This is a genomic window from Tenacibaculum salmonis (genome assembly GCF_041053065.1).
GTDB classification, from domain to species: Bacteria; Bacteroidota; Bacteroidia; order Flavobacteriales; family Flavobacteriaceae; genus Polaribacter; species Polaribacter pacificus_A.
The window spans coordinates 1926814-1946281 of sequence record NZ_JBFCVV010000001.1 but is presented as its reverse complement, the minus strand read 5'-3'; the positions used below and the strand labels follow the sequence as shown (position 1 = coordinate 1946281).

Below are 19468 nucleotides of genomic sequence, written 5' to 3'. Positions count from 1 at the left end.
GTTTTTTGATAAAATAAAAGTAACAGTTTTACACAAACTTTTATTTTGATAAAAAATTTAACCTATTATTTGTAATCTATCAATTAGAAAAGCGTCTAAATTATCAGCTTAAAACAAATAACTATGCGCAAAATATTCTTATTATTTAGTTTAACTTTTTTTATAAACTCATTTGGACAAACAAGTATTTTTGATAATTTATTAAAAGAACATGTTAATAACAAAGGCATCGTAAATTATAAAAACTTAAAAAAGGACGAAGCAAAATTAGATTCTTATTTAAACTATCTGAATAAAACAACTCCTCAAAAAAAATGGTCATCATCAAAAACAAAAGCTTTTTGGGTTAATGCTTACAATGCATATACTTTAAAAATAATTTTAAATAATTATCCGATTAAAAGTATTTTAAAAATTAAAGAGCATAAAAAAGATGCTTGGAATATCTCTTTTGCAAAAGTTGGAGGTAAAACATACACCCTAAATTATATTGAACATAAAATTTTACGTAAAAACTTTAACGACCCTAAAATTCATGTTGCTGTAAATTGTGCTTCTGGTTCTTGTCCTAAATTAGGAAACTTTGCTTTTACCGAAGCTAATTACGAAACTAAAACATCAGAATTAATGAAAGATTTTATTAATGATGCTAAAAGAAATAAAATATCAGAAAAAAAAGTAGCCCTTTCAAAAATTTTCGAATGGTTTAAAGATGATTTTACTAAAAATGGTTCGTTAATCGATTTTTTAAATACCTATTCAGAAACTCAAATATCAGAAAAAGCAACAATTAGTTTCTTAAAATATGATTGGAATTTAAACGGAAAATAAATAGTATTACTTCTTTTTGCCATAAAAACTTTAAAAACAATTTGTATTTTTACTTTTCAACTTAAAAAAAATAGATGTCAAAAACATATTACGATCCAGCTGATTTACGCAAATTTGGAAAAATAACAGAATGGAATGAAGAACTTGGAACTAAATTCTTTGATTATTATGGAAAAGTATTTGAAGATGGTGCTTTAACTGCTCGTGAAAAAAGTTTAATTGCCTTGGCTGTTGCGCATACCGAACAATGTCCGTATTGTATTGATGCCTACACAAAAGATGGTTTAGAACGAGGAATTACAAAAGAAGAAATGATGGAAGCACTTCATGTTGGAGCTGCTATAAAAAGTGGTGCGACTCTTGTTCATGGTGTTCAAATGATGAATAAAGTGAACAAACTTGAAATGTAAAAAAATCTATGAAAAAATCACTTTTAGCTAGAAATAACGATTTAGCAAACACACAACGTCAATTAGATATTTTATCAAACGGAATTTTTGCTGATGGTGAATTACCTACGTTTGCTAAAAAAATAAAGGAAACAAATCAATTTCCTTTACGTCCTAAAAAGCTAGAAATCCTTCAGATTAATTTAGGCTATATGTGTAATCAGGTTTGCGCACATTGCCATGTTGATGCTGGTCCTGATCGTAAAGAAATAATGACCACAGCAACAATGCAACAATGTTTGGAGGTTATAAAAAACACCCAAGCACATACTTTAGATTTAACTGGTGGCGCACCTGAAATGAATCCTAATTTTAGGTGGTTTGTTGAAGAAGCTTCAAAAGCAGGAATCAAAGATTTTATTGTTCGTTCTAATTTAACAATTATTAGAGCTAATAAAAAATATCACGATTTACCCGATTTTTTCAAAAAATATAATATTCATGTTGTTTCGTCAATGCCACATTGGACACGTGGAAAAACCGACAAACAACGTGGTGATGGTGTTTTTGATAAATCAATCAAAGCACTGCAAATGTTAAACGAAGTTGGTTACGGAATTGAAGATTCGGGCTTGAAATTAGATTTGGTTTATAACCCATCTGGTGCTTTTTTACCTGGAAATCAAATGGCACTTGAAAACGATTTTAAAAAAGCTTTAAAAGATGATTTTAATATTGATTTTCATAATTTATTTGCAATTACCAATTTACCAATCAGTCGTTTTTTAGATTATTTAATCGCTTCTGAAAATTATGAAGAGTATATGTATTCTTTAATTGATGCTTATAATCCGAAGGCTGTGGAAAACGTTATGTGTACAAATACTTTGTCGGTAAGTTGGGACGGTAATTTATATGATTGTGATTTTAATCAGATGTTAAACTTAAAAGTAGCAAGCAGCGTAAAACATATTTCGGAATACAATGAAGAAATATTACAAGAGAGAAATATTATTATTAATCAACATTGTTACGGTTGTACTGCTGGTTCTGGAAGTAGTTGCCAAGGTGTGGTTGCATAATTTTTTTTAACATCTAAACGTCATGCTGAATTTATTTCAGCATCGCATAAAACGAAGAACTACGGCAAATCAGGATGTGAAACTGAAATAAATTCAGTTTGACAGATTTGGTTTTTTAGCTATAAAATATTTTTAAATAGATTCTAAAAAGATAAAACTATTTTTGATAATTATAGTTACTTGCAAATAAGCCTAGCCCCGATTGAAGCATTTGTTTGAGCTCTTTTTTTGATTTTTCTTCAAAAAAAAGCGAGTGCGGAAAGCGGGAAATTGCTTCAAATTATTTTTATTAAAATGAATAAATTTATCTTGTTTTTTTTGTTGATTAGCTTAAGTTCTTTTTCTCAAAAGGATTTAAAACAATTGTTAAAAAAACATAATACAGAAACGATTCCTTATATTTTTGTTGATAGTTTGAGTAATTTAATCTATCAAAAAAAGGAGTTTGTTTTATTAGATGCTCGTGAGCCAAAAGAATTTAAAGTAAGTCATCTTAAAAATGCAATATGTGTTGGTTACAATAATTTTAATATCGATAAAATAAATATTCCTTCGGATAAAAAAACTAAAATAATCGTTTATTGTTCTTTAGGAATTCGCTCTGAATATATTGCCGAAAAATTAAAAAAAGAAGGATATACCAATATTTACAATTTATATGGCGGAATTTTTGAATGGAAAAATAAACAAAATTTAATAGTAAATTCGAAGAATAATCAGACCAATAAAGTACACACTTTTAATAAAGCGTGGAGTAAATGGCTGTTAAAAGGTGAAAAAATATATGAGTAAAAATATACTATTAATTTTTACAAGAAATCCAGAATTAGGAAAAACAAAAACACGTTTGGCTAAAACTGTTGGCGATGAAACCGCATTAACTATTTATAAATTTCTATTAGCGAAAACCAATGAAATCACCGCCAATTTAAATTGTGATAAAGCCGTTTATTATTCTGTGAAAATTCGTGATAATGATATTTGGGATACAAAAATTTATCAAAAACATCAACAAAAAGGCGAAAATTTAGGAATTAGAATGGAAAACGCTTTTAAAAATTCGTTTGATGAAAAGTATGAAAAAGTGCTAATTATTGGTAGCGATTTATATGATTTATCCGAAGAAATTATAGAAAATGCCTTTGATAAATTAAATTCAAATGATGTTGTAATTGGTCCTGCCGAAGATGGCGGTTATTATCTTTTAGGGATGAAAACTTTACATCCTAATGTTTTTCAAAATAAAGCTTGGGGAACAGAAACCGTAAGAAAAGACACGCTAAACGATTTGCAAAAAGTAAACGTACATTTGTTAAAAGAACTTAACGATGTTGATGTGTTTGAAGATATTGAAAATCATTCGGCATTTCAACAATTTTTATAAAAATAAGATATCGTAATTTTTAAAAACTGCGAAATTTGAAGATATACAAGTAATGAAAAAACAACAATTACAAGAAACTACAGATTATTTAAAATCAAACGGAATTACAAATCCTGAAATAGGAATTGTTTTAGGTACAGGACTTGGAAAATTAATAAACGAAATTGATATAGAAGCCGAAATTTTATATTCAGATATTCCTCATTTTCCACAAGCAACTGTTGAATCTCATTCTGGAAAATTAATTTACGGAACTTTATCAGGAAAAAAAGTAGTCGTAATGGCGGGGCGTTTTCATGTTTACGAAGGTTACAATCTTTGGGAAGTTACCTACGGAATTAGAACAATGCATAGTTTAGGAATCAAAAATTTATTGATTTCAAATGCCGCAGGTGCAATTAATTTAACCTATAAAAAAGGTGATTTAATGCTTTTAGAAGATCATATAAACTTACAAGGCGGTTCTCCTCTAGCTTTTAAAGGTGCAAAAGATTTCGGAAATATTTTTGCTGATATGCTTGAGCCTTATTCTAAAAAAATCAACAATTTATTGAAAGATATTGCAAGTTCAAACGACATACAGTTACATGAAGGAATGTACGCAAGTGTTGTTGGTCCACAATTAGAAACCAGAGCAGAATACAGAATGTTACAAATACTAGAAGCTGATGCTGTTGGTATGAGTACTGTACCTGAAGTTATTGTTGCAAAACAATTAAACCTTCCTTGTGCAGCTATTTCTGTTTTAACAGATGAATGTGATCCTAAAAATTTACAACCTGTAAATATTGCTGATATCATTGCTGTTGCAGGAAAAGCTGAACCAAAAATGATTACATTATTTAAAGAATTAATCTTTAAATTATAACAACATTCGGAGTTGATTTCGATAAAATAAAAATACATGAGTTATTTAGAAACTACACATAACGTATATAAAGAAGCCGCATTAACACCTGATGTTGGCTTATGTTGCACTACAAATCCTATTTGGGAATTACCTGGATTAAAAATTCCAAGAATCATGCAAGAAATGAACTATGGTTGTGGTTCGACAGTGCATGCTCGTGATTTAACGAACAATCCTAAAATGCTATATGTTGGTGTTGGTGGCGGTATGGAATTATTACAATTTGCTTATTTCAATAGAAATAAAGGCGGTGTAATTGGTTTAGATGTGGTGGATGAAATGTTAGATGCATCACGTAAAAACTTTATAATTGCTGAAGAACAAAACGATTGGTTTAAATCTGATTTTGTCGATTTACGAAAAGGAGATGCAATGGATTTACCTGTGGAAGATAATTCTATTGATGTTGCGGCTCAAAATTGTTTGTTCAATATTTTTAAATCAGATGATTTAAAGAAAGCCATTGCAGAAATGTATCGTGTTTTAAAACCTCACGGAAAATTGGTTATGAGCGACCCAACTTGTGAGCAAGAAATGAACGATGAATTACGTAATGATGAACGTTTGCGTGCTTTGTGTTTGAGTGGAAGTTTATCTATTGCGAATTATGTAAAAGCTTTAACGGATGCTGGTTTTGGAACGATAGAAATTAGAGCTAGAAAACCATACAGGATTTTAGATCCGAAGAATTATCCTACTGATAAATTAATTTATATAGAATCTATTGAAGTTGCCGCAATTAAAGATCCAATGCCTGCAGATGGTCCTTGTATTTTCACAGGAAAAGCAGCTATTTATTATGGTGAAGATGATTATTTTGATGACGGATTAGGACATACTTTATTAAAAAATCAACCTTTGGCAATTTGCGATAAAACAGCTGTAGCTTTAAAAGATTTAGGAAGAGATGATATTTTCTTTTCAGAATCTACCTATCATTACGATGGCGGTGGATGCTGTTAATTTATTGATATAAAACAAAGAAGGAAACATTTATATAAAATTAAGAGTTTCCTTTTTTTTTATAAGTTATTTTTTCAATAACTTGCTCAAAAATAACCATACTCTATAAAGAGTAATTTTAAATTCAAAAAAAATGAAAAATTCAATGAAAATGATTGCTGTTGTATTTGCTGCATCAACATTATTAACTTCTTGTTATTCTTATACAAGTGTTGTTGGAAAAGGAGCTCAAGGAAACTCTCAAACTACTGAGTGGAACCATTATGTATTAGGTGGTTTAGCACCTGTTGGAGTTTCTAACTCTAAGCAAATGGCTGATGGAGCTAAAGATTATACTGTTCATACAAGACAATCTTTTGTTAATGGATTAATATCAGGTTTAACTTTTGGTATTTACACTCCATCTACTACTACAGTTACTAAATAGTAAATTATGATAAAAGAAGCGTAATTAAAATTACGCTTCTTTTTATAAATTATTGAATATGAAAAAAATTATCTTTTACATTTCTATTATACTTTCATTATTATTATTAATTAATATTATTGAAATTTTAATTACTGATTTTAATAGATTAACCGAATATGGGTATGGTTCTTTAATTGGAAAAGTAATTCTTTTTATACTTTTTTTATCTGTTGTATTTTTCACAAGAAAGAAACAAATTAAAATATCCTAAGCAAACAATGTTGCAAAAGCTTCTTCAATTTTACCGACTAAAAGTAATTTTATAGAATGATTTTTTGAGGCTATTTTATTATATTTTGATGCAACTAAAGTTTCATATCCTAACTTTTCAGCCTCTATAATTCGTTGATCGATTCTTGAAACTGGTCTTATTTCACCTGCTAAACCAACTTCGGCAGCAAAACACACATTCGGATTTATTGCCATATCTTGATTTGATGATAAAATAGCTGCTACAACTGCTAAATCTATTGCAGGATCATCAACATGAATTCCTCCTGTAACATTTAAAAAAACATCTTTTGCACCTAATTTAAATCCTGCTCGTTTTTCTAAAACAGCTAAAATCATGTGTAATCTTTTCAAGTTATATCCTGTTGTAGATCGTTGTGGTGTACCGTAAACCGCTGTACTTACCAATGCTTGAATTTCTATCATTAACGGGCGTACGCCTTCTAAAGTTGATGCAATTGCTGTTCCGCTTAAATCGGCATCTTTTTTAGAAATTAATATTTCTGATGGATTTGAAACTTCTCGTAAACCTGTTGATAACATTTCGTAAATTCCTAATTCGGCTGTTGAACCGAATCGGTTTTTTTGAGAACGTAAAATTCTATATGTATGATTTCTGTCTCCTTCAAATTGTAAAACAACATCTACCATGTGTTCTAAAATTTTAGGTCCAGCAATATGTCCGTCTTTATTAATATGTCCAATTAATAATACTGGAGTTCCTGTTTCTTTGGCAAATTTTATTAATTCTGCTGATGTTTCACGGATTTGAGAAATACTTCCTGGTGATGCTTCGATAGAACTTGTATGTAATGTTTGAATAGAATCTATTACCAAAACATCGGGTTGAACTTGTTCTATGTTTTTAAATATTTGTTGCGTACTAGTTTCTGTTAATATTAAACAATTAGAATTGGTTGATTGTAAACGTTCGGCACGCATTTTAATTTGCGATTGACTTTCCTCTCCTGAAACATACAATACTTTTTGAGGAATATTTAAAGCAATTTGTAATAATAAAGTCGATTTTCCTATTCCTGGTTCTCCACCTAATAAAACAACTGCACCTTTTACTATTCCACCACCTAAAACAGTATCTAATTCGTTATTTTGAGTTACAACACGCTCTTCTGTGTTTACTTGAATATCTTGTACTTTTAAAGGTTTAGATACTTTTTTAACTACGTTTTCAGGCGTTTTCCAAGCTCTTTTTTCTTCTTTTTCAATAACTTCTTCAACAATAGTATTCCATTCTTTACAGGTTTTACACTGCCCTATCCATTGTGCATGTTGAGCTCCGCAATTTTGACATAAAAAAGTAGTTTTTGTTTTAGCCATTTAAAATAAATTGAAAGTTTAAAAAATCCTTATTAATAAAAATCAAAGTTACAAACTTAAATAGTTTATAATCGAATTTTAAAAAGTAACTGCGTTAGCGATTGAATGGCATGTTTGAGCTCTTTTTTATTTTTTTCTTTTCGAAAAAATAAAAAAAGCGAGTAATGAAAGCGCGACCTGCAAGGTAACGCCCAATAAATTATTATTACTTTTTGTTTTTATTATAAATAGGTAAAAATAAGAAAGCTAATCCGCCAAAAATAATAATCATAGCTGTTTGAGCTGTCCACATAATCCAACCGAAAGCGGTTGCAGGTTCTTCGGATACTCCAAATAAAGCCAAAGCTCCTGCCACAGCAATTGGGTATAAACCAATACCTCCGTTGGTAGCTGCAATACTAAATCCGCCAGCAATAAAACCGATTAAAACACCTCCAAAAGGAACATTTAAACCACTAATTGCAGGGATAGTTGCCCAAAACATTAAAACATACATCAACCAAATAAATACGGTGTGGAATATAAATGCCCACTTATTTTTCATTTTGAAGATACTTGTTACACCTTCTACTAATCCTGAAATAAAGCTTTTGATTTTTAAACCAATTCCTGAAGTTGCCTTTTTAACATAACGAGTAACTAAATAAAAGCAAAGAATTAATGCAGATAAAATAATTCCGATTCTTATAGGATCGAAATTTTTGGTAAGTAAGTTGTAAATAAAATCGAACTGAAGAAAAAGTGTAATAGTAATGATGCTTAACATCATAATTACATCGGCAATTCTTTCGGCTACAATAGTTCCGAAGGCTTTTTCAAAAGGGATATCTTCGTAATTTGTCATAACCGCTGCACGAGAAACTTCTCCTGCTCTTGGTAATGCTAAATTAACTAAATAACCTACCAAAACGGCTAAAGTACTATTTCCAAAATCTGGTTTATAGCCCATTGGTTCTAATAAAAACTTCCAACGATATGCTCTTGATAAATGACTTAAAATCCCAAAAAATAAGCCTAAAGCAATCCACGAATAATTTGCATCTTTAAAATACTGTAATAAAATATCAACAGAAATTTTAGAGATAGAATACCAAACTAAAAAACCGCCCAAAATGAGCGGTAATATGATTTTTAAGATTTTTTTGAAATTCAAAATTACGTAAGGGTATTATCTGCTTCATTAGGAAAAACTAAAGAAGGTTTAAATTTCTTTGCTTCTTCTAATTCCATAAACGCATACACGATTAGAATTAATACATCACCTTTAGCAACTTTTCTGGCAGCAGCTCCGTTTAATGTAATTTCACCGCTTCCTCTTGGTCCAGGAATGGCGTATGTTTCTAAACGTTCTCCATTATTGTTATTCACAATTTGAACACGTTCTCCTTCTATAATTCCTGCAGCATCCATTAAATCTTCATCAATGGTAATGCTTCCTATATAATTTAAATCGGCACCCGTAACTTTTACGCGGTGGATTTTAGATTTTACTACTTGTACTAACATACGGCAAAAATAGTTTTTTAATGATTAATGTATTGTTTTTGATTGAATTTATTTTAAACGAATATTATCTATCAATCGGATATCACCTGCAAAAACAGCAATAAAGGCACGACATTCACAATTTGTTTCTTTATTTTTAACTGTTTTTAAAGTTTTTTCATCTGCAATAGTAAAATATTCTAAGACTAATAATGGATGCTTTTTAAATTTTTTCTGTATCCATTTTGTAACTTCACCTGCACTTTTTGTGCCAAATTTTTTCTTTGCTTTTTTTAATATTTTATAAATATCAGGTGCAGATTTACGATATTCTTTTGTTAAACGAGTATTTCGAGAACTCATAGCCAAACCATCATCTTCTCTATAAATATCACACCCTTTAATTTTAACAGGTAAATGATGTTTTTCAACCATTTTTTTGATAATCTGAAATTGTTGAAAATCTTTTTTACCAAAATAAGCTTTATTCGGATTTACAATTTCAAATAATTTTTTTACAATAGTACCAACACCATCAAAATGACCGTCTCTAAATTTCCCTTCCATTTGATGTTCTAATCCATCAAAATTAAATTTTTTAGCATCGATAACTTCACTATATATTTCTTCTACAGATGGAAAAAATAACACATCGCATTGAACACTTTCTAATAATTTAATATCTTCTTCAATGGTTTTAGGATATTTTATAAGGTCTTCTTTATTATCAAACTGAGTCGGATTTACAAAGATACTAACCACTGTAATGTCATTTTTTTTCTTTGATTTTTTAATAAGCGATAAATGACCGTGATGTAAAGCTCCCATTGTAGGAACGAACCCTATTGATTTATTCTCTTTTTTTAAAGGAGATAAAAATGCTTTTAATTCTGATTTAGTTTTATAAACTTTCATTCTATTATAGTTGGAATACGTGCAAAATTAGCAATTTAACATCATTATAGCATAAATTTTCGTATTTTTGCGCATTCAATAAAATAGACCGATTTAATGAAGGATAAGAGAATATTATACGTTTCATCAGAGGTAATACCCTATTTACCCGAAACAGAATTATCGTCTACTGCATTTAATGTTGCTAAAAACGCACATTCTAAAGGAGTTCAAACCCGTATTTTTATGCCTCGTTTTGGGGTAATTAACGAACGAAGGCATCAATTACATGAGGTAATTCGTTTGTCTGGAATGAATTTAATAATTAATGACATGGATATGCCATTAATCATTAAAGTTGCTTCAATTCCTAAAGAAAGAATGCAGGTCTATTTCATTGACAATGAAGAATATTTTAAGCGTAAAGCGGTATATTCTGATGAAGATGACAAAATGTTTGATGATAATGACGAACGTATGATTTTCTTTGCAAAGGGAGTTGTAGAAACTGTTAAAAAATTAAACTGGGCACCTGATGTAATTCATATTCATGGATGGATGGCGTCTTTACTTCCATTATATTTAAGAGAATTTTATAAAGAAGAACCATTGTTTACGGAAAGTAAAATTGTAACTTCGATTTATCAAAATAATTTTGAAGGTGAGTTAAATAGTGAATTAGCAAATAAAGTTCGTTTTGATAAAATTGACGAATCAAAAATTGCAACTATTGTAACACCGAATCAAATTAATATCTTAAAAAGTGCCATTGAAAACTCAGATGCTATTGTAAAAGGTAGTGAAGTTTTACCTGATGAAATTAATGATTTTATTGCCGAAAAAGCAACAAAAGTCTTAGAATTTCAATCAGAAGAAACTTTAACAGAGGCGTATTTAGATTTTTACAAAGAAAATGTTTTAGAAATAAGTGAATAAATAATACAAATGATTAGAAAAATTGGGGTTTTAGGTATTAGCTTGTTATGTTTAGCTACTATCATATCATGTGAAAAAGATTTTAACGATGTAAGTGGTCGTGTTATTGATAACACAAAATTTGAAACTGGCGAATTATTATTAGATGTCGCTATTGAAAAAATTGATATATCAGACTCAAATACTAACGATGCGTATAAAGCTGTTAGAGCAGACAATATAAGTAGTACTTTAGGTGAATATTGGCTAGGTGTATATAAAGATGGTAATTATAAAGGAATTGAAGCGTCTATTATTAGCCAATTGGCATATGTGTCAGGATTAAAAAATAAAGCTACTTCTGGAACAGATACCATCTATAACTTAGATAAAGTAATTTTAAAAATACCTTATCCTGCAACTTCTACAGGAGTATCTGAAGGGATGACTAGTTTTAAATTAGATTCTATTTTAGGTAGCCCAAGTAAACCAACATCTTTAAAAGTGTTTCAGAACGAAACATTTTTAAGTTCTTTAAACCCTAGTGAACCATCAAAAAAGAATACTTATTTATCGAATAAAACCTATTTAGGTACTAATTTGTTAAATGAAGATGATACCTTTACTTTTAGCCCTAATGCTAAAAAAGATACCATTTTTAGTTATTCTAAAATAAATAGAATGGATCCTTCTAAAACATATTTAGAAGAGGTTAAGGTAAAAACATCAAGCGAATCAGCAGCGTTACCTTTCTTAGCTATTCCTTTGGATTTAACAAAAATGAAACCCTTATTTTGGGATAAGTTCGAAGGAAATGAATTTGCATCTAAAAAACTTTTTGATGAATATTTTTATGGGCTTAAAATTATGGCTTCAGGAAATGAAGGATCTTTAGTACCTTTTAACTTAAGTTCAACTCCTACTCCATCTTTAGATTTTCATTATACAAAATCTGTTATGGATGGATCTACTGTTAAAGATACTTTAAATAGAAAATACTCTTTTCCTTTATCTGGTATAAAAAACAGTAAATATGTAATGTCAGATGCAACTACAACTGTACCTTCAAATAATTTTGTAGTACAAGGTACTGCTGGAACGATGGCAAAAATTACAATATTAAACGAAAGTAAGCTTCAAGAGTTAAGAGATGATAAGTTATTAATTAATGATGCTTCTTTAACTTTTTATGTCAATCAAAATATTAATACGAATAAAAATATAGTACCTCAAAAGTTATTTATTTATCAAAATATAGATAAAGGAACTAAAGGAATTGTTCCAACACAATTAACAGATGCTTATAAAGAAATAGCTACTTTTGGTGGTTATATTCAATTGTCAGAGGATGATAAACCTGAGAAATATTCTTTTAGTATAAAAGATTATATTTCTGACTTATTAGATGGTACAACAAGTGATATTGAACCTTTAATATTAAAAGTATATAATAACCCTACAGATAGTGCTATAAAAAATAATGCTATTGATGTAAATGTTAGAACATATAATTGGAATCCTAGAGGAGTTACATTGTTAAACGGAAGTGAAACTGCTAACGGAGTAAAAAGAGCTGTATTAAAAATATCATATTCAAAAGAAAAATAAAACATTGCTATGTGTGGAATAACAGGATATATAGGTCATAGAGAAGCATACCCAATAGTTATAAATGGGTTAAAACGCTTAGAATATAGAGGTTACGATAGTTCAGGAATTATGATGTATGATGGAGAATCAATACATTTATCTAAAACTAAAGGAAAAGTTTCTGATTTAGAAACTATTACTAATAAAGACGAAAAAAGAAAGAAAGGAAATATAGGTATTGGTCACACACGTTGGGCTACTCATGGTGTACCTAACGATACTAATTCTCATCCTCATATTTCTGAATCTGGAAATTTAGTTATCGTTCATAATGGAATTATTGAAAATTATGATACTATAAAAAAAGAATTAATATCAAGAGGATATACTTTTAAAAGTGATACTGATACAGAAGTATTAGTAAACCTTATAGAAGAGGTTCAAAAAAATGAAAACTGTAAATTAGGTAAAGCTGTTCAATTAGCACTTACAAATGTTATTGGAGCATACGCTATTGCTGTTTTTGATAAAAATAAACCTAACGAACTAATTGTTGCTCGTTTAGGAAGCCCTATTGCAATAGGTGTTGGAAAAAATAATGAAGAATTTTTTGTTGCTTCTGATGCTTCTCCTTTTATTGAATATACTAAAAATGCTATCTATTTAGAAGATGGTGAATTAGCTATTATCAAAAAAAATAAAGGAATAAAAGTTCGTAAAATTGAAAATGACAAAGAAATTGATACTAATATTCAAGAACTTCAATTAAGTTTAGACCAAATTGAAAAAGGTGGATATGACCATTTTATGTTAAAAGAAATTTACGAACAACCAAAAGCTATTATAGATACTTACAGAGGAAGAATGTTACCAGACAAAGGTATTATTCGTATGGCTGGTATTGATGATAACATTTCTAAATTTAAAAATGCAAGTAGAATTATTATAGTTGCTTGTGGTACTTCTTGGCATGCTGGTTTAGTTGGTGAATATCTTTTTGAAGATATGGCTCGTATTCCTGTTGAAGTAGAATATGCTTCTGAATTCAGATACCGTAACCCTATTATTAATGAAGATGATGTAGTAATCGCTATTTCTCAATCAGGAGAAACTGCCGATACTTTAGCTGCTATTAAATTAGCAAAATCTAAAGGAGCATTTGTTTTTGGTATTTGTAATGTTGTAGGTTCTTCTATTGCAAGAGAAACTCATGCTGGTGCTTATACACATGCTGGTCCTGAGATTGGAGTTGCATCAACAAAGGCATTTACTACACAAATAACAGTACTTTCTTTAATTGCTTTAAAATTAGCTAAAGAGAAAGGAACATTGTCTAAATCTGCAGTAAATAATTATTTACAAACATTACAACAAATTCCTTCTCAAGTAGAAAAATTATTACAAACTAACGAGCAAATTAAGGAAATTGCAAAGGTTTATAAAGACGCTAAAAACTGCTTATATTTAGGTAGAGGATTTAACTTTCCTGTAGCTTTAGAAGGAGCTTTAAAACTTAAAGAGATTTCATACATTCATGCAGAAGGATATCCTGCTGCTGAAATGAAGCATGGTCCTATTGCTTTGATTGATGAAAATATGCCAATTTTTGTAATTGCAACTAATAAAGGGCATTACGAAAAAGTTGTTAGTAATATTCAAGAGATAAAATCTAGAAGTGGTAAAATTATCGCTATTGTAACAGAAGGCGATACTACAGTAAAAGAAATTGCAGATCATGTAATTGAAATTCCTGATACTGATGAAGCTTTTACTCCGTTGTTAACTACAATTCCTTTTCAATTATTATCGTATCATATTGCGGTATTCTTAGAAAAAAATGTAGATCAGCCAAGAAATTTAGCAAAATCTGTAACTGTTGAATAAACAGTTATAATCATAATAAAATAAAAAAATCCTGAGATAGTATCTCAGGATTTTTTTATTTTTAAATATCATCTAAAATATATCAAAAAAAAAGCACGCTATAAATAGCGTGCTTATAATATATCAAAAAGGAATTATTATACAACTCCTTGATCTAACATTGCATCAGCAACTTTTACGAAACCAGCAACATTTGCTCCTTTTACGTAATCTACGTAACCATCAGCTTGCGTACCATACTCAACACAAGAAGCGTGAATATCATTCATAATAGCTTTTAATTTAGCGTCAACTTCTTCTCTTGTCCAGTTATAACGTAATGAGTTTTGACTCATTTCTAAACCAGATGTTGCAACTCCACCAGCATTAGAAGCTTTTCCTGGAGCAAATAATATTTTTGCAGCAACAAATACTTCAACAGCTTCAGGTGTAGAAGGCATGTTTGCTCCTTCAGCAACACAAATACATCCGTTAGCAACTAATGTTTTAGCTTCTTCACCGTTTAACTCATTTTGAGTTGCACATGGTAAAGCTACATCACAAGCTACAGACCAAGGCTTTTCACCTGCAAAGAACTTAGCGTTAGGATATTTTGTTACATATTCGCTAATTCTAGCTCTACGAACATTTTTAATTTCCATAACGTGTGCTAATTTCTCAGCATCAATTCCGTCAGCATCATAAATATATCCTGAAGAATCAGATAAAGTAACTACTTTAGCTCCTAATTCGGTAGCTTTTTCAGTAGCATACTGTGCAACGTTTCCAGAACCAGAAACAACAACAGTTTTACCTTCAAAAGAATCTCCTTTAGTTTTTAACATGTTATCAGCAAAATAAACATCACCGTAACCTGTTGCTTCTGGTCTAATTAAAGAACCACCCCAAGAAGCACCTTTTCCTGTTAAAACTCCAACAAATTCGTTACGTAATTTTTTGTACTGACCGAACATAAATCCGATTTCTCTTCCTCCAACACCAATATCTCCAGCAGGAACATCAGTATTTGCACCAATATGACGGAATAATTCAGACATAAAAGATTGACAAAAAGCCATTACTTCTCTATCAGATTTTCCTTTTGGATTAAAGTCAGAACCTCCTTTTCCTCCACCCATTGGTAAAGTAGTTAAAGAGTTTTTGAATACTTGCTCGAATCCTAAGAATTTTAAGATTGATAAGTTTACAGATGGGTGAAAACGTAAACCACCTTTGTAAGGTCCGATAGCAGAGTTAAACTCAACTCTGTATCCTCTGTTTACTTGAGTTTCTCCTTTATCATCTACCCAAGCAACTCTAAACATTAAAGTTCTTTCAGGTTCAACCATTCTCTCTAACAATTTTTTCCCTTGGTATTTAGGATTGTTTTCAATAAATGGAATTACAGTTTCTGCTACTTCGTGTACAGCTTGTAAAAATTCTGGCTCATTAGAATTACGTTCTTTAACGTAATCCATAAATGCATTTATTTTAGATTCCATAATCTTAGTTGTTATATTAGTGTATATGTTGTTGTATTAATCTTTTTAACAAATTTTGTTAGGCAAATATAATTAATTTACAATCTGTTAAATTTAAAAACATAAAAAATTAACTAATTTTAATATTTATTTATCAATTATATAAGAGAAACAGGTATTCACTAAAAGAATTCCTATTTCTATTTCATCAATTTTTAATAATTATAGATATTGTGTAAATTTGATATAAAAATATTAAATTTGCAATCAAATTTTGGATAGATAAGATGTTAGACAAAGTAAAAGAATTGATTGGTGATGTAAATGTTTTTCAAGCAAATTCGAAAGAAGAAGTTGAAACTTTCAGAATAAAATACCTAGGAAGTAAAGGTTTATTAAAAGATTTGTTTGCTGAATTTAAAAATGTAGATCCAGCAATGCGTAAAGATTTTGGACAAGCATTAAACACTTTAAAGAAATCTGCAGAAGACAAAGTAACTGAACTAAATGATAATTTAGAAAGTGCCTTTGAACATAAAAGTTTTTATGGCGATTTAACCCGTCCGTCAGAACCGATTAACTTAGGTTCTCGTCATCCAATATCTTTGGTTAAAAATCAAATTATTGAGGTTTTTAACAGAATTGGATTTACAGTTTCTGAAGGACCAGAAATTGAAGATGACTGGCATAACTTTACAGCATTAAACTTACCTGAATATCATCCAGCACGTGATATGCAGGATACTTTTTTTATCGATAAAAACCCTGATACCTTATTAAGAACACATACTTCATCGGTACAAGTTCGATATATGGAAAACAACACGCCACCTATTAGAACTATTTCGCCAGGTCGTGTTTTTAGAAACGAAGATATTTCTGCCAGAGCGCACTGTATTTTTCATCAAGTAGAAGGTTTGTATATTGATACTGATGTATCTTTTGCCGATTTAAAGCAAACTTTATTATATTTCACCAAAGAGATGTTTGGTAAGTCTAAAATCCGTTTAAGACCTTCTTATTTCCCATTTACAGAGCCTAGTGCCGAAGTAGATATTTACTGGGGATTAGAAACTGAAACCGATTACAGAATTACAAAAGGAACAGGTTGGTTAGAAATTATGGGCTGCGGAATGGTTGACCCTAATGTATTGAAAAATGCAAATATCGATCCTACTAAATATTCTGGATACGCTTTCGGAATGGGAATTGAACGTATCGCAATGTTATTATATCAAATTCCTGATATTAGAATGTTTTACGAAAATGACAAACGTTTCTTAGAGCAATTTAAATCGGTTATATAAATAAAAGTTACCATAAATACAAAAAGTTGAAAAGTTAAGAATCACTTCTACTTTTCAACTTTTTGCTTTTAACATAGATTAAATGAGAAAAGACATAAAAATACCAGGAGTTACTGATGTAGAAATTGCCATCACTTTAGAAAAAAATCCAAATGATAATTTAGATGAATGGAACGTTTATATTATCAATAAAAAAGAAGTAGATTTAGAAATGGTTGTTATCGTTTCTCAAGGATTTTCTGAAACTAAAAAAACATCATTATTCCGTAGAAAAATAGATCTTTTAAAAGCAAAATCTTTTTCTAAATTCGAAATAATGCAACCAGAATTATTTGCTTTAGATAATCAATTTCAGGTTACTTTTTTCGAAAATAATATTTTACACGATAAAACATTTATCTTTCAAGAAGGAACTATTCAAGAAGGTTTTTTTAGAGATATTGATATACTAAATAAAAAAGGTGTTGTTTGTAAATAATATTTTCACAAATAAATATTGTTATTTTTCATTAAAAAACTCAGATTGTTAACAACAATAGTTTAATTATATATTTAAATGCAACAAAATCAAATAAATGTTATTCTTACAGGTTGTACAGGAACGCTAGGTTCTCAGGTTTTTTATGAATTATTACAACAAGATAACATCAAACATATATTTCTTCCTGTAAGAGAAAAAAATGGAAAATCAGCATTAGAAAGAGTTCAAAAAATAATAAATAGTGATGCTTCACCTTCATTTATTACTGAAAATAAAAAGTTAATCGCTCAAAAAATTAGAGCTTTAGATATGGTTTCATTTTTTAAACCTGAAACTTTTTTATCTAAAGATGAAACCAATTTTTTTATTCATTCCGCAGGAAGTGTAAATTTAACCACCGATAAATCGCAACGAGATGTTGTTTTTAATGGTGTTTATGAGTTTACAAAAAAGGTATTTAACACATTTTCATCTTTCATTACAAAGTTCACTTATATAAGTACGGCGTTTAGTATTGGTAATATTGGCGGATTAATTGATAATGATTATCACGCTACAAAAAAGCCTAAATACCGCAACTTTTACGAAGAAGCAAAGCACACTACCGAGAAGTTTTTATTAAAAAAAGGGAAAAAAAATAACGTCGCTATTCAAATATTAAGACCAAGCGTTTTAGGCGGAAATATTTTTAATAAATCGCCTTATTTTATTTCAAATTACATGGTTTATTATCTTTTAGGAAATTTTTTTTATAAAAATCCGCTTGCTAATAATCCTATTCGAATTACCACCAATTTTAAAACAGGTTTAAATATTATTCCTGTCGATTATGTTGCAAAAATAATAGCAACTGTATATCAACAAAAAATAGAGCAACTTAATATTGTACATTCTAAAAGCACCAATATTGTAAAAGGAATGAAACGAATTTTAAAAACAGTAGATTTTAATAATTTTACTTTTTTAAATTCGTCAACAGGTGGTTCATTATTAAAAAGTAAAAACAGATTAGAAAACATCTATTACAAAACTATTGGATTGCATTTAAACCAATATTTAATTTCTGATCCTTACGAATATGATACTAATTTATTAGAATCAATTTTACCGATACCAAAATATAATACCGAAGATTATTTAGAAAATACTATTAGTTATGCCAAATCTAAAGATTTTAAAGGCGAAGATTGGTAAACCTTATTTTTCATCAAAAAAAACACCTATTATAATTTATAAATTACGATAGGTGTTTTTTTTTGAAGCAATTTCCTGCTTTCCGCACTCGCTTTTTTTTGAAGAAAAATCAAAAAAAGAGCTCAAACAAATGCTTCAATCAGGGCTAGGCATTTTTACTAATTTTGATTATTTATATCAAGAATTATACTTTTTCGCTTAAAGTTTCATTTTCAAAAGAAAGTCCTTCGAAACCTGTATTCATAAAATTTCTAATATTCTGATGATCTGTAGCTGTTGGATTTTCTAAAACATCAATAAAATAATATTGTGCAAAACAAGCCAATGCTTCTTCTTTGCTTAATTGTTGTTTTACGGCAAAAGAAAGCACTTTACACGAACCTAAATTTTGAGTACTAGCATTTTCTAAATCTCCATTTTTAAATGCTGATGGCGTAAAATTATAGTTTTCTTCAATTACATTAATCGTATCTGAAAATTGAATGTTTTTAGGTGTATTCTTTAAAGTATTTTTAAATTCTTGTAATTTCATAATTATAGATTTTATCTAGTTGTTTATTTATCTTCTAAAAAACGTGTAAAATTACATTTTTTATGTAAAATCACTCAAAAAACAGTTGTAAAAAGTTAAAATATAATCAAACTAAAATTTTAAAAAAAT

Annotated in this window: 21 protein-coding genes; 15 read left to right on the top strand and 6 right to left on the bottom strand. The window is 29.3% G+C overall.

The window, feature by feature from the left end; all coding sequences use genetic code 11:
* Nucleotides 1–123: 123 nt before the first annotated feature.
* From AB0T67_RS08495 to AB0T67_RS08455, 9 genes are all read left to right on the top strand, one after another.
* A complete protein-coding gene (locus AB0T67_RS08495) occupies nucleotides 124–831 on the top strand; it encodes a DUF547 domain-containing protein (protein WP_369219952.1) in 708 nt (235 codons plus the stop codon).
* Between the two features lie 74 nt (nucleotides 832–905).
* Nucleotides 906–1241 (top strand): arsenosugar biosynthesis-associated peroxidase-like protein, encoded by a 336-nt coding sequence (locus AB0T67_RS08490; protein WP_369219951.1) that lies wholly within the window; start codon nucleotides 906–908, stop codon nucleotides 1239–1241.
* 8 nt (nucleotides 1242–1249) lie between these two features.
* Entirely contained in the window at nucleotides 1250–2302 is a 1053-nt protein-coding gene (arsS, locus tag AB0T67_RS08485) for an arsenosugar biosynthesis radical SAM (seleno)protein ArsS (protein WP_369219950.1), read from the top strand.
* 294 nt (nucleotides 2303–2596) lie between these two features.
* Complete coding sequence (locus tag AB0T67_RS08480; RefSeq protein WP_369219949.1) at nucleotides 2597–3094, top strand: rhodanese-like domain-containing protein; 498 nt, start codon at nucleotides 2597–2599, stop codon at nucleotides 3092–3094.
* Complete coding sequence (locus AB0T67_RS08475; RefSeq protein ID WP_369219948.1) at nucleotides 3087–3686, top strand: TIGR04282 family arsenosugar biosynthesis glycosyltransferase; 600 nt, start codon at nucleotides 3087–3089, stop codon at nucleotides 3684–3686. Before AB0T67_RS08480 ends, AB0T67_RS08475 begins: the two co-directional genes overlap by 8 nt.
* Nucleotides 3687–3738: 52 nt before the next feature.
* Nucleotides 3739–4554 (top strand): purine-nucleoside phosphorylase, encoded by an 816-nt coding sequence (locus AB0T67_RS08470; RefSeq protein ID WP_369219947.1) that lies wholly within the window; start codon nucleotides 3739–3741, stop codon nucleotides 4552–4554.
* Between the two features lie 36 nt (nucleotides 4555–4590).
* The gene (arsM, locus tag AB0T67_RS08465; RefSeq protein ID WP_369219946.1) at nucleotides 4591–5559 is read left to right on the top strand and encodes an arsenosugar biosynthesis arsenite methyltransferase ArsM; all 969 of its coding nucleotides are present in this window, start codon (nucleotides 4591–4593) and stop codon (nucleotides 5557–5559) included.
* 133 nt (nucleotides 5560–5692) lie between these two features.
* A complete protein-coding gene (locus tag AB0T67_RS08460; RefSeq protein ID WP_369219945.1) occupies nucleotides 5693–5986 on the top strand; it encodes a Bor family protein in 294 nt (97 codons plus the stop codon).
* A 58-nt stretch (nucleotides 5987–6044) separates the two neighbouring features.
* Nucleotides 6045–6239 carry a hypothetical protein gene (locus tag AB0T67_RS08455; protein ID WP_369219944.1) on the top strand — a complete coding sequence of 65 codons (195 nt, stop codon included), beginning with the start codon at nucleotides 6045–6047 and terminating at the stop codon, nucleotides 6237–6239.
* Here AB0T67_RS08455 and radA read toward each other — a convergent pair.
* From radA to panC, 4 genes are all read right to left on the bottom strand, one after another.
* Complete coding sequence (radA, locus tag AB0T67_RS08450; protein WP_369219943.1) at nucleotides 6236–7597, bottom strand: DNA repair protein RadA; 1362 nt, start codon at nucleotides 7595–7597, stop codon at nucleotides 6236–6238. The two genes, AB0T67_RS08455 and radA, sit on opposite strands and share 4 nt — an antisense overlap.
* Before the next feature lie 205 nt (nucleotides 7598–7802).
* Nucleotides 7803–8750 (bottom strand): lysylphosphatidylglycerol synthase transmembrane domain-containing protein, encoded by a 948-nt coding sequence (locus AB0T67_RS08445; RefSeq protein ID WP_369219942.1) that lies wholly within the window; start codon nucleotides 8748–8750, stop codon nucleotides 7803–7805.
* Between the two features lie 2 nt (nucleotides 8751–8752).
* Nucleotides 8753–9103 carry an aspartate 1-decarboxylase gene (gene panD / locus AB0T67_RS08440; protein WP_101903293.1) on the bottom strand — a complete coding sequence of 117 codons (351 nt, stop codon included), beginning with the start codon at nucleotides 9101–9103 and terminating at the stop codon, nucleotides 8753–8755.
* 48 nt (nucleotides 9104–9151) lie between these two features.
* Nucleotides 9152–9997 carry a pantoate--beta-alanine ligase gene (panC, locus tag AB0T67_RS08435; RefSeq protein ID WP_369219941.1) on the bottom strand — a complete coding sequence of 282 codons (846 nt, stop codon included), beginning with the start codon at nucleotides 9995–9997 and terminating at the stop codon, nucleotides 9152–9154.
* Nucleotides 9998–10093: 96 nt separating this feature from the next.
* Between panC and AB0T67_RS08430 the strand changes: the two genes are divergently transcribed.
* From AB0T67_RS08430 to glmS, 3 genes are read left to right on the top strand one after another with little or no spacing between them, the layout of a single operon-like run.
* Nucleotides 10094–10912, top strand: a complete 819-nt coding sequence (locus AB0T67_RS08430; protein WP_271230928.1) for a glycogen/starch synthase — start codon at nucleotides 10094–10096, stop codon at nucleotides 10910–10912.
* 9 nt (nucleotides 10913–10921) lie between these two features.
* Nucleotides 10922–12499 carry a DUF4270 family protein gene (locus AB0T67_RS08425; RefSeq protein ID WP_369219940.1) on the top strand — a complete coding sequence of 526 codons (1578 nt, stop codon included), beginning with the start codon at nucleotides 10922–10924 and terminating at the stop codon, nucleotides 12497–12499.
* Nucleotides 12500–12508: 9 nt separating this feature from the next.
* Entirely contained in the window at nucleotides 12509–14365 is a 1857-nt protein-coding gene (gene glmS, locus AB0T67_RS08420; protein WP_369219939.1) for a glutamine--fructose-6-phosphate transaminase (isomerizing), read from the top strand.
* A 137-nt stretch (nucleotides 14366–14502) separates the two neighbouring features.
* On the opposite strand, the gene gdhA is transcribed toward glmS, so the two are convergent.
* Nucleotides 14503–15846 carry an NADP-specific glutamate dehydrogenase gene (gene gdhA / locus AB0T67_RS08415; protein ID WP_271230931.1) on the bottom strand — a complete coding sequence of 448 codons (1344 nt, stop codon included), beginning with the start codon at nucleotides 15844–15846 and terminating at the stop codon, nucleotides 14503–14505.
* Between the two features lie 266 nt (nucleotides 15847–16112).
* On the opposite strand from gdhA, the gene pheS reads away from it, so the two are divergent.
* From pheS to AB0T67_RS08400, 3 genes are all read left to right on the top strand, one after another.
* A complete protein-coding gene (gene pheS / locus AB0T67_RS08410) occupies nucleotides 16113–17132 on the top strand; it encodes a phenylalanine--tRNA ligase subunit alpha (protein ID WP_369219938.1) in 1020 nt (339 codons plus the stop codon).
* A gap of 82 nt (nucleotides 17133–17214) precedes the next feature.
* Complete coding sequence (locus AB0T67_RS08405; protein WP_369219937.1) at nucleotides 17215–17610, top strand: hypothetical protein; 396 nt, start codon at nucleotides 17215–17217, stop codon at nucleotides 17608–17610.
* A gap of 78 nt (nucleotides 17611–17688) precedes the next feature.
* The gene (locus tag AB0T67_RS08400; RefSeq protein WP_369219936.1) at nucleotides 17689–18807 is read left to right on the top strand and encodes an SDR family oxidoreductase; all 1119 of its coding nucleotides are present in this window, start codon (nucleotides 17689–17691) and stop codon (nucleotides 18805–18807) included.
* Between the two features lie 184 nt (nucleotides 18808–18991).
* Here the strand turns inward: AB0T67_RS08400 and AB0T67_RS08395 are convergent, their stop codons facing one another.
* Nucleotides 18992–19339: a HopJ type III effector protein gene (locus AB0T67_RS08395; protein WP_369219935.1), complete on the bottom strand. Its 348-nt coding sequence runs from the start codon at nucleotides 19337–19339 to the stop codon at nucleotides 18992–18994.
* Nucleotides 19340–19468: the final 129 nt, after the last annotated feature.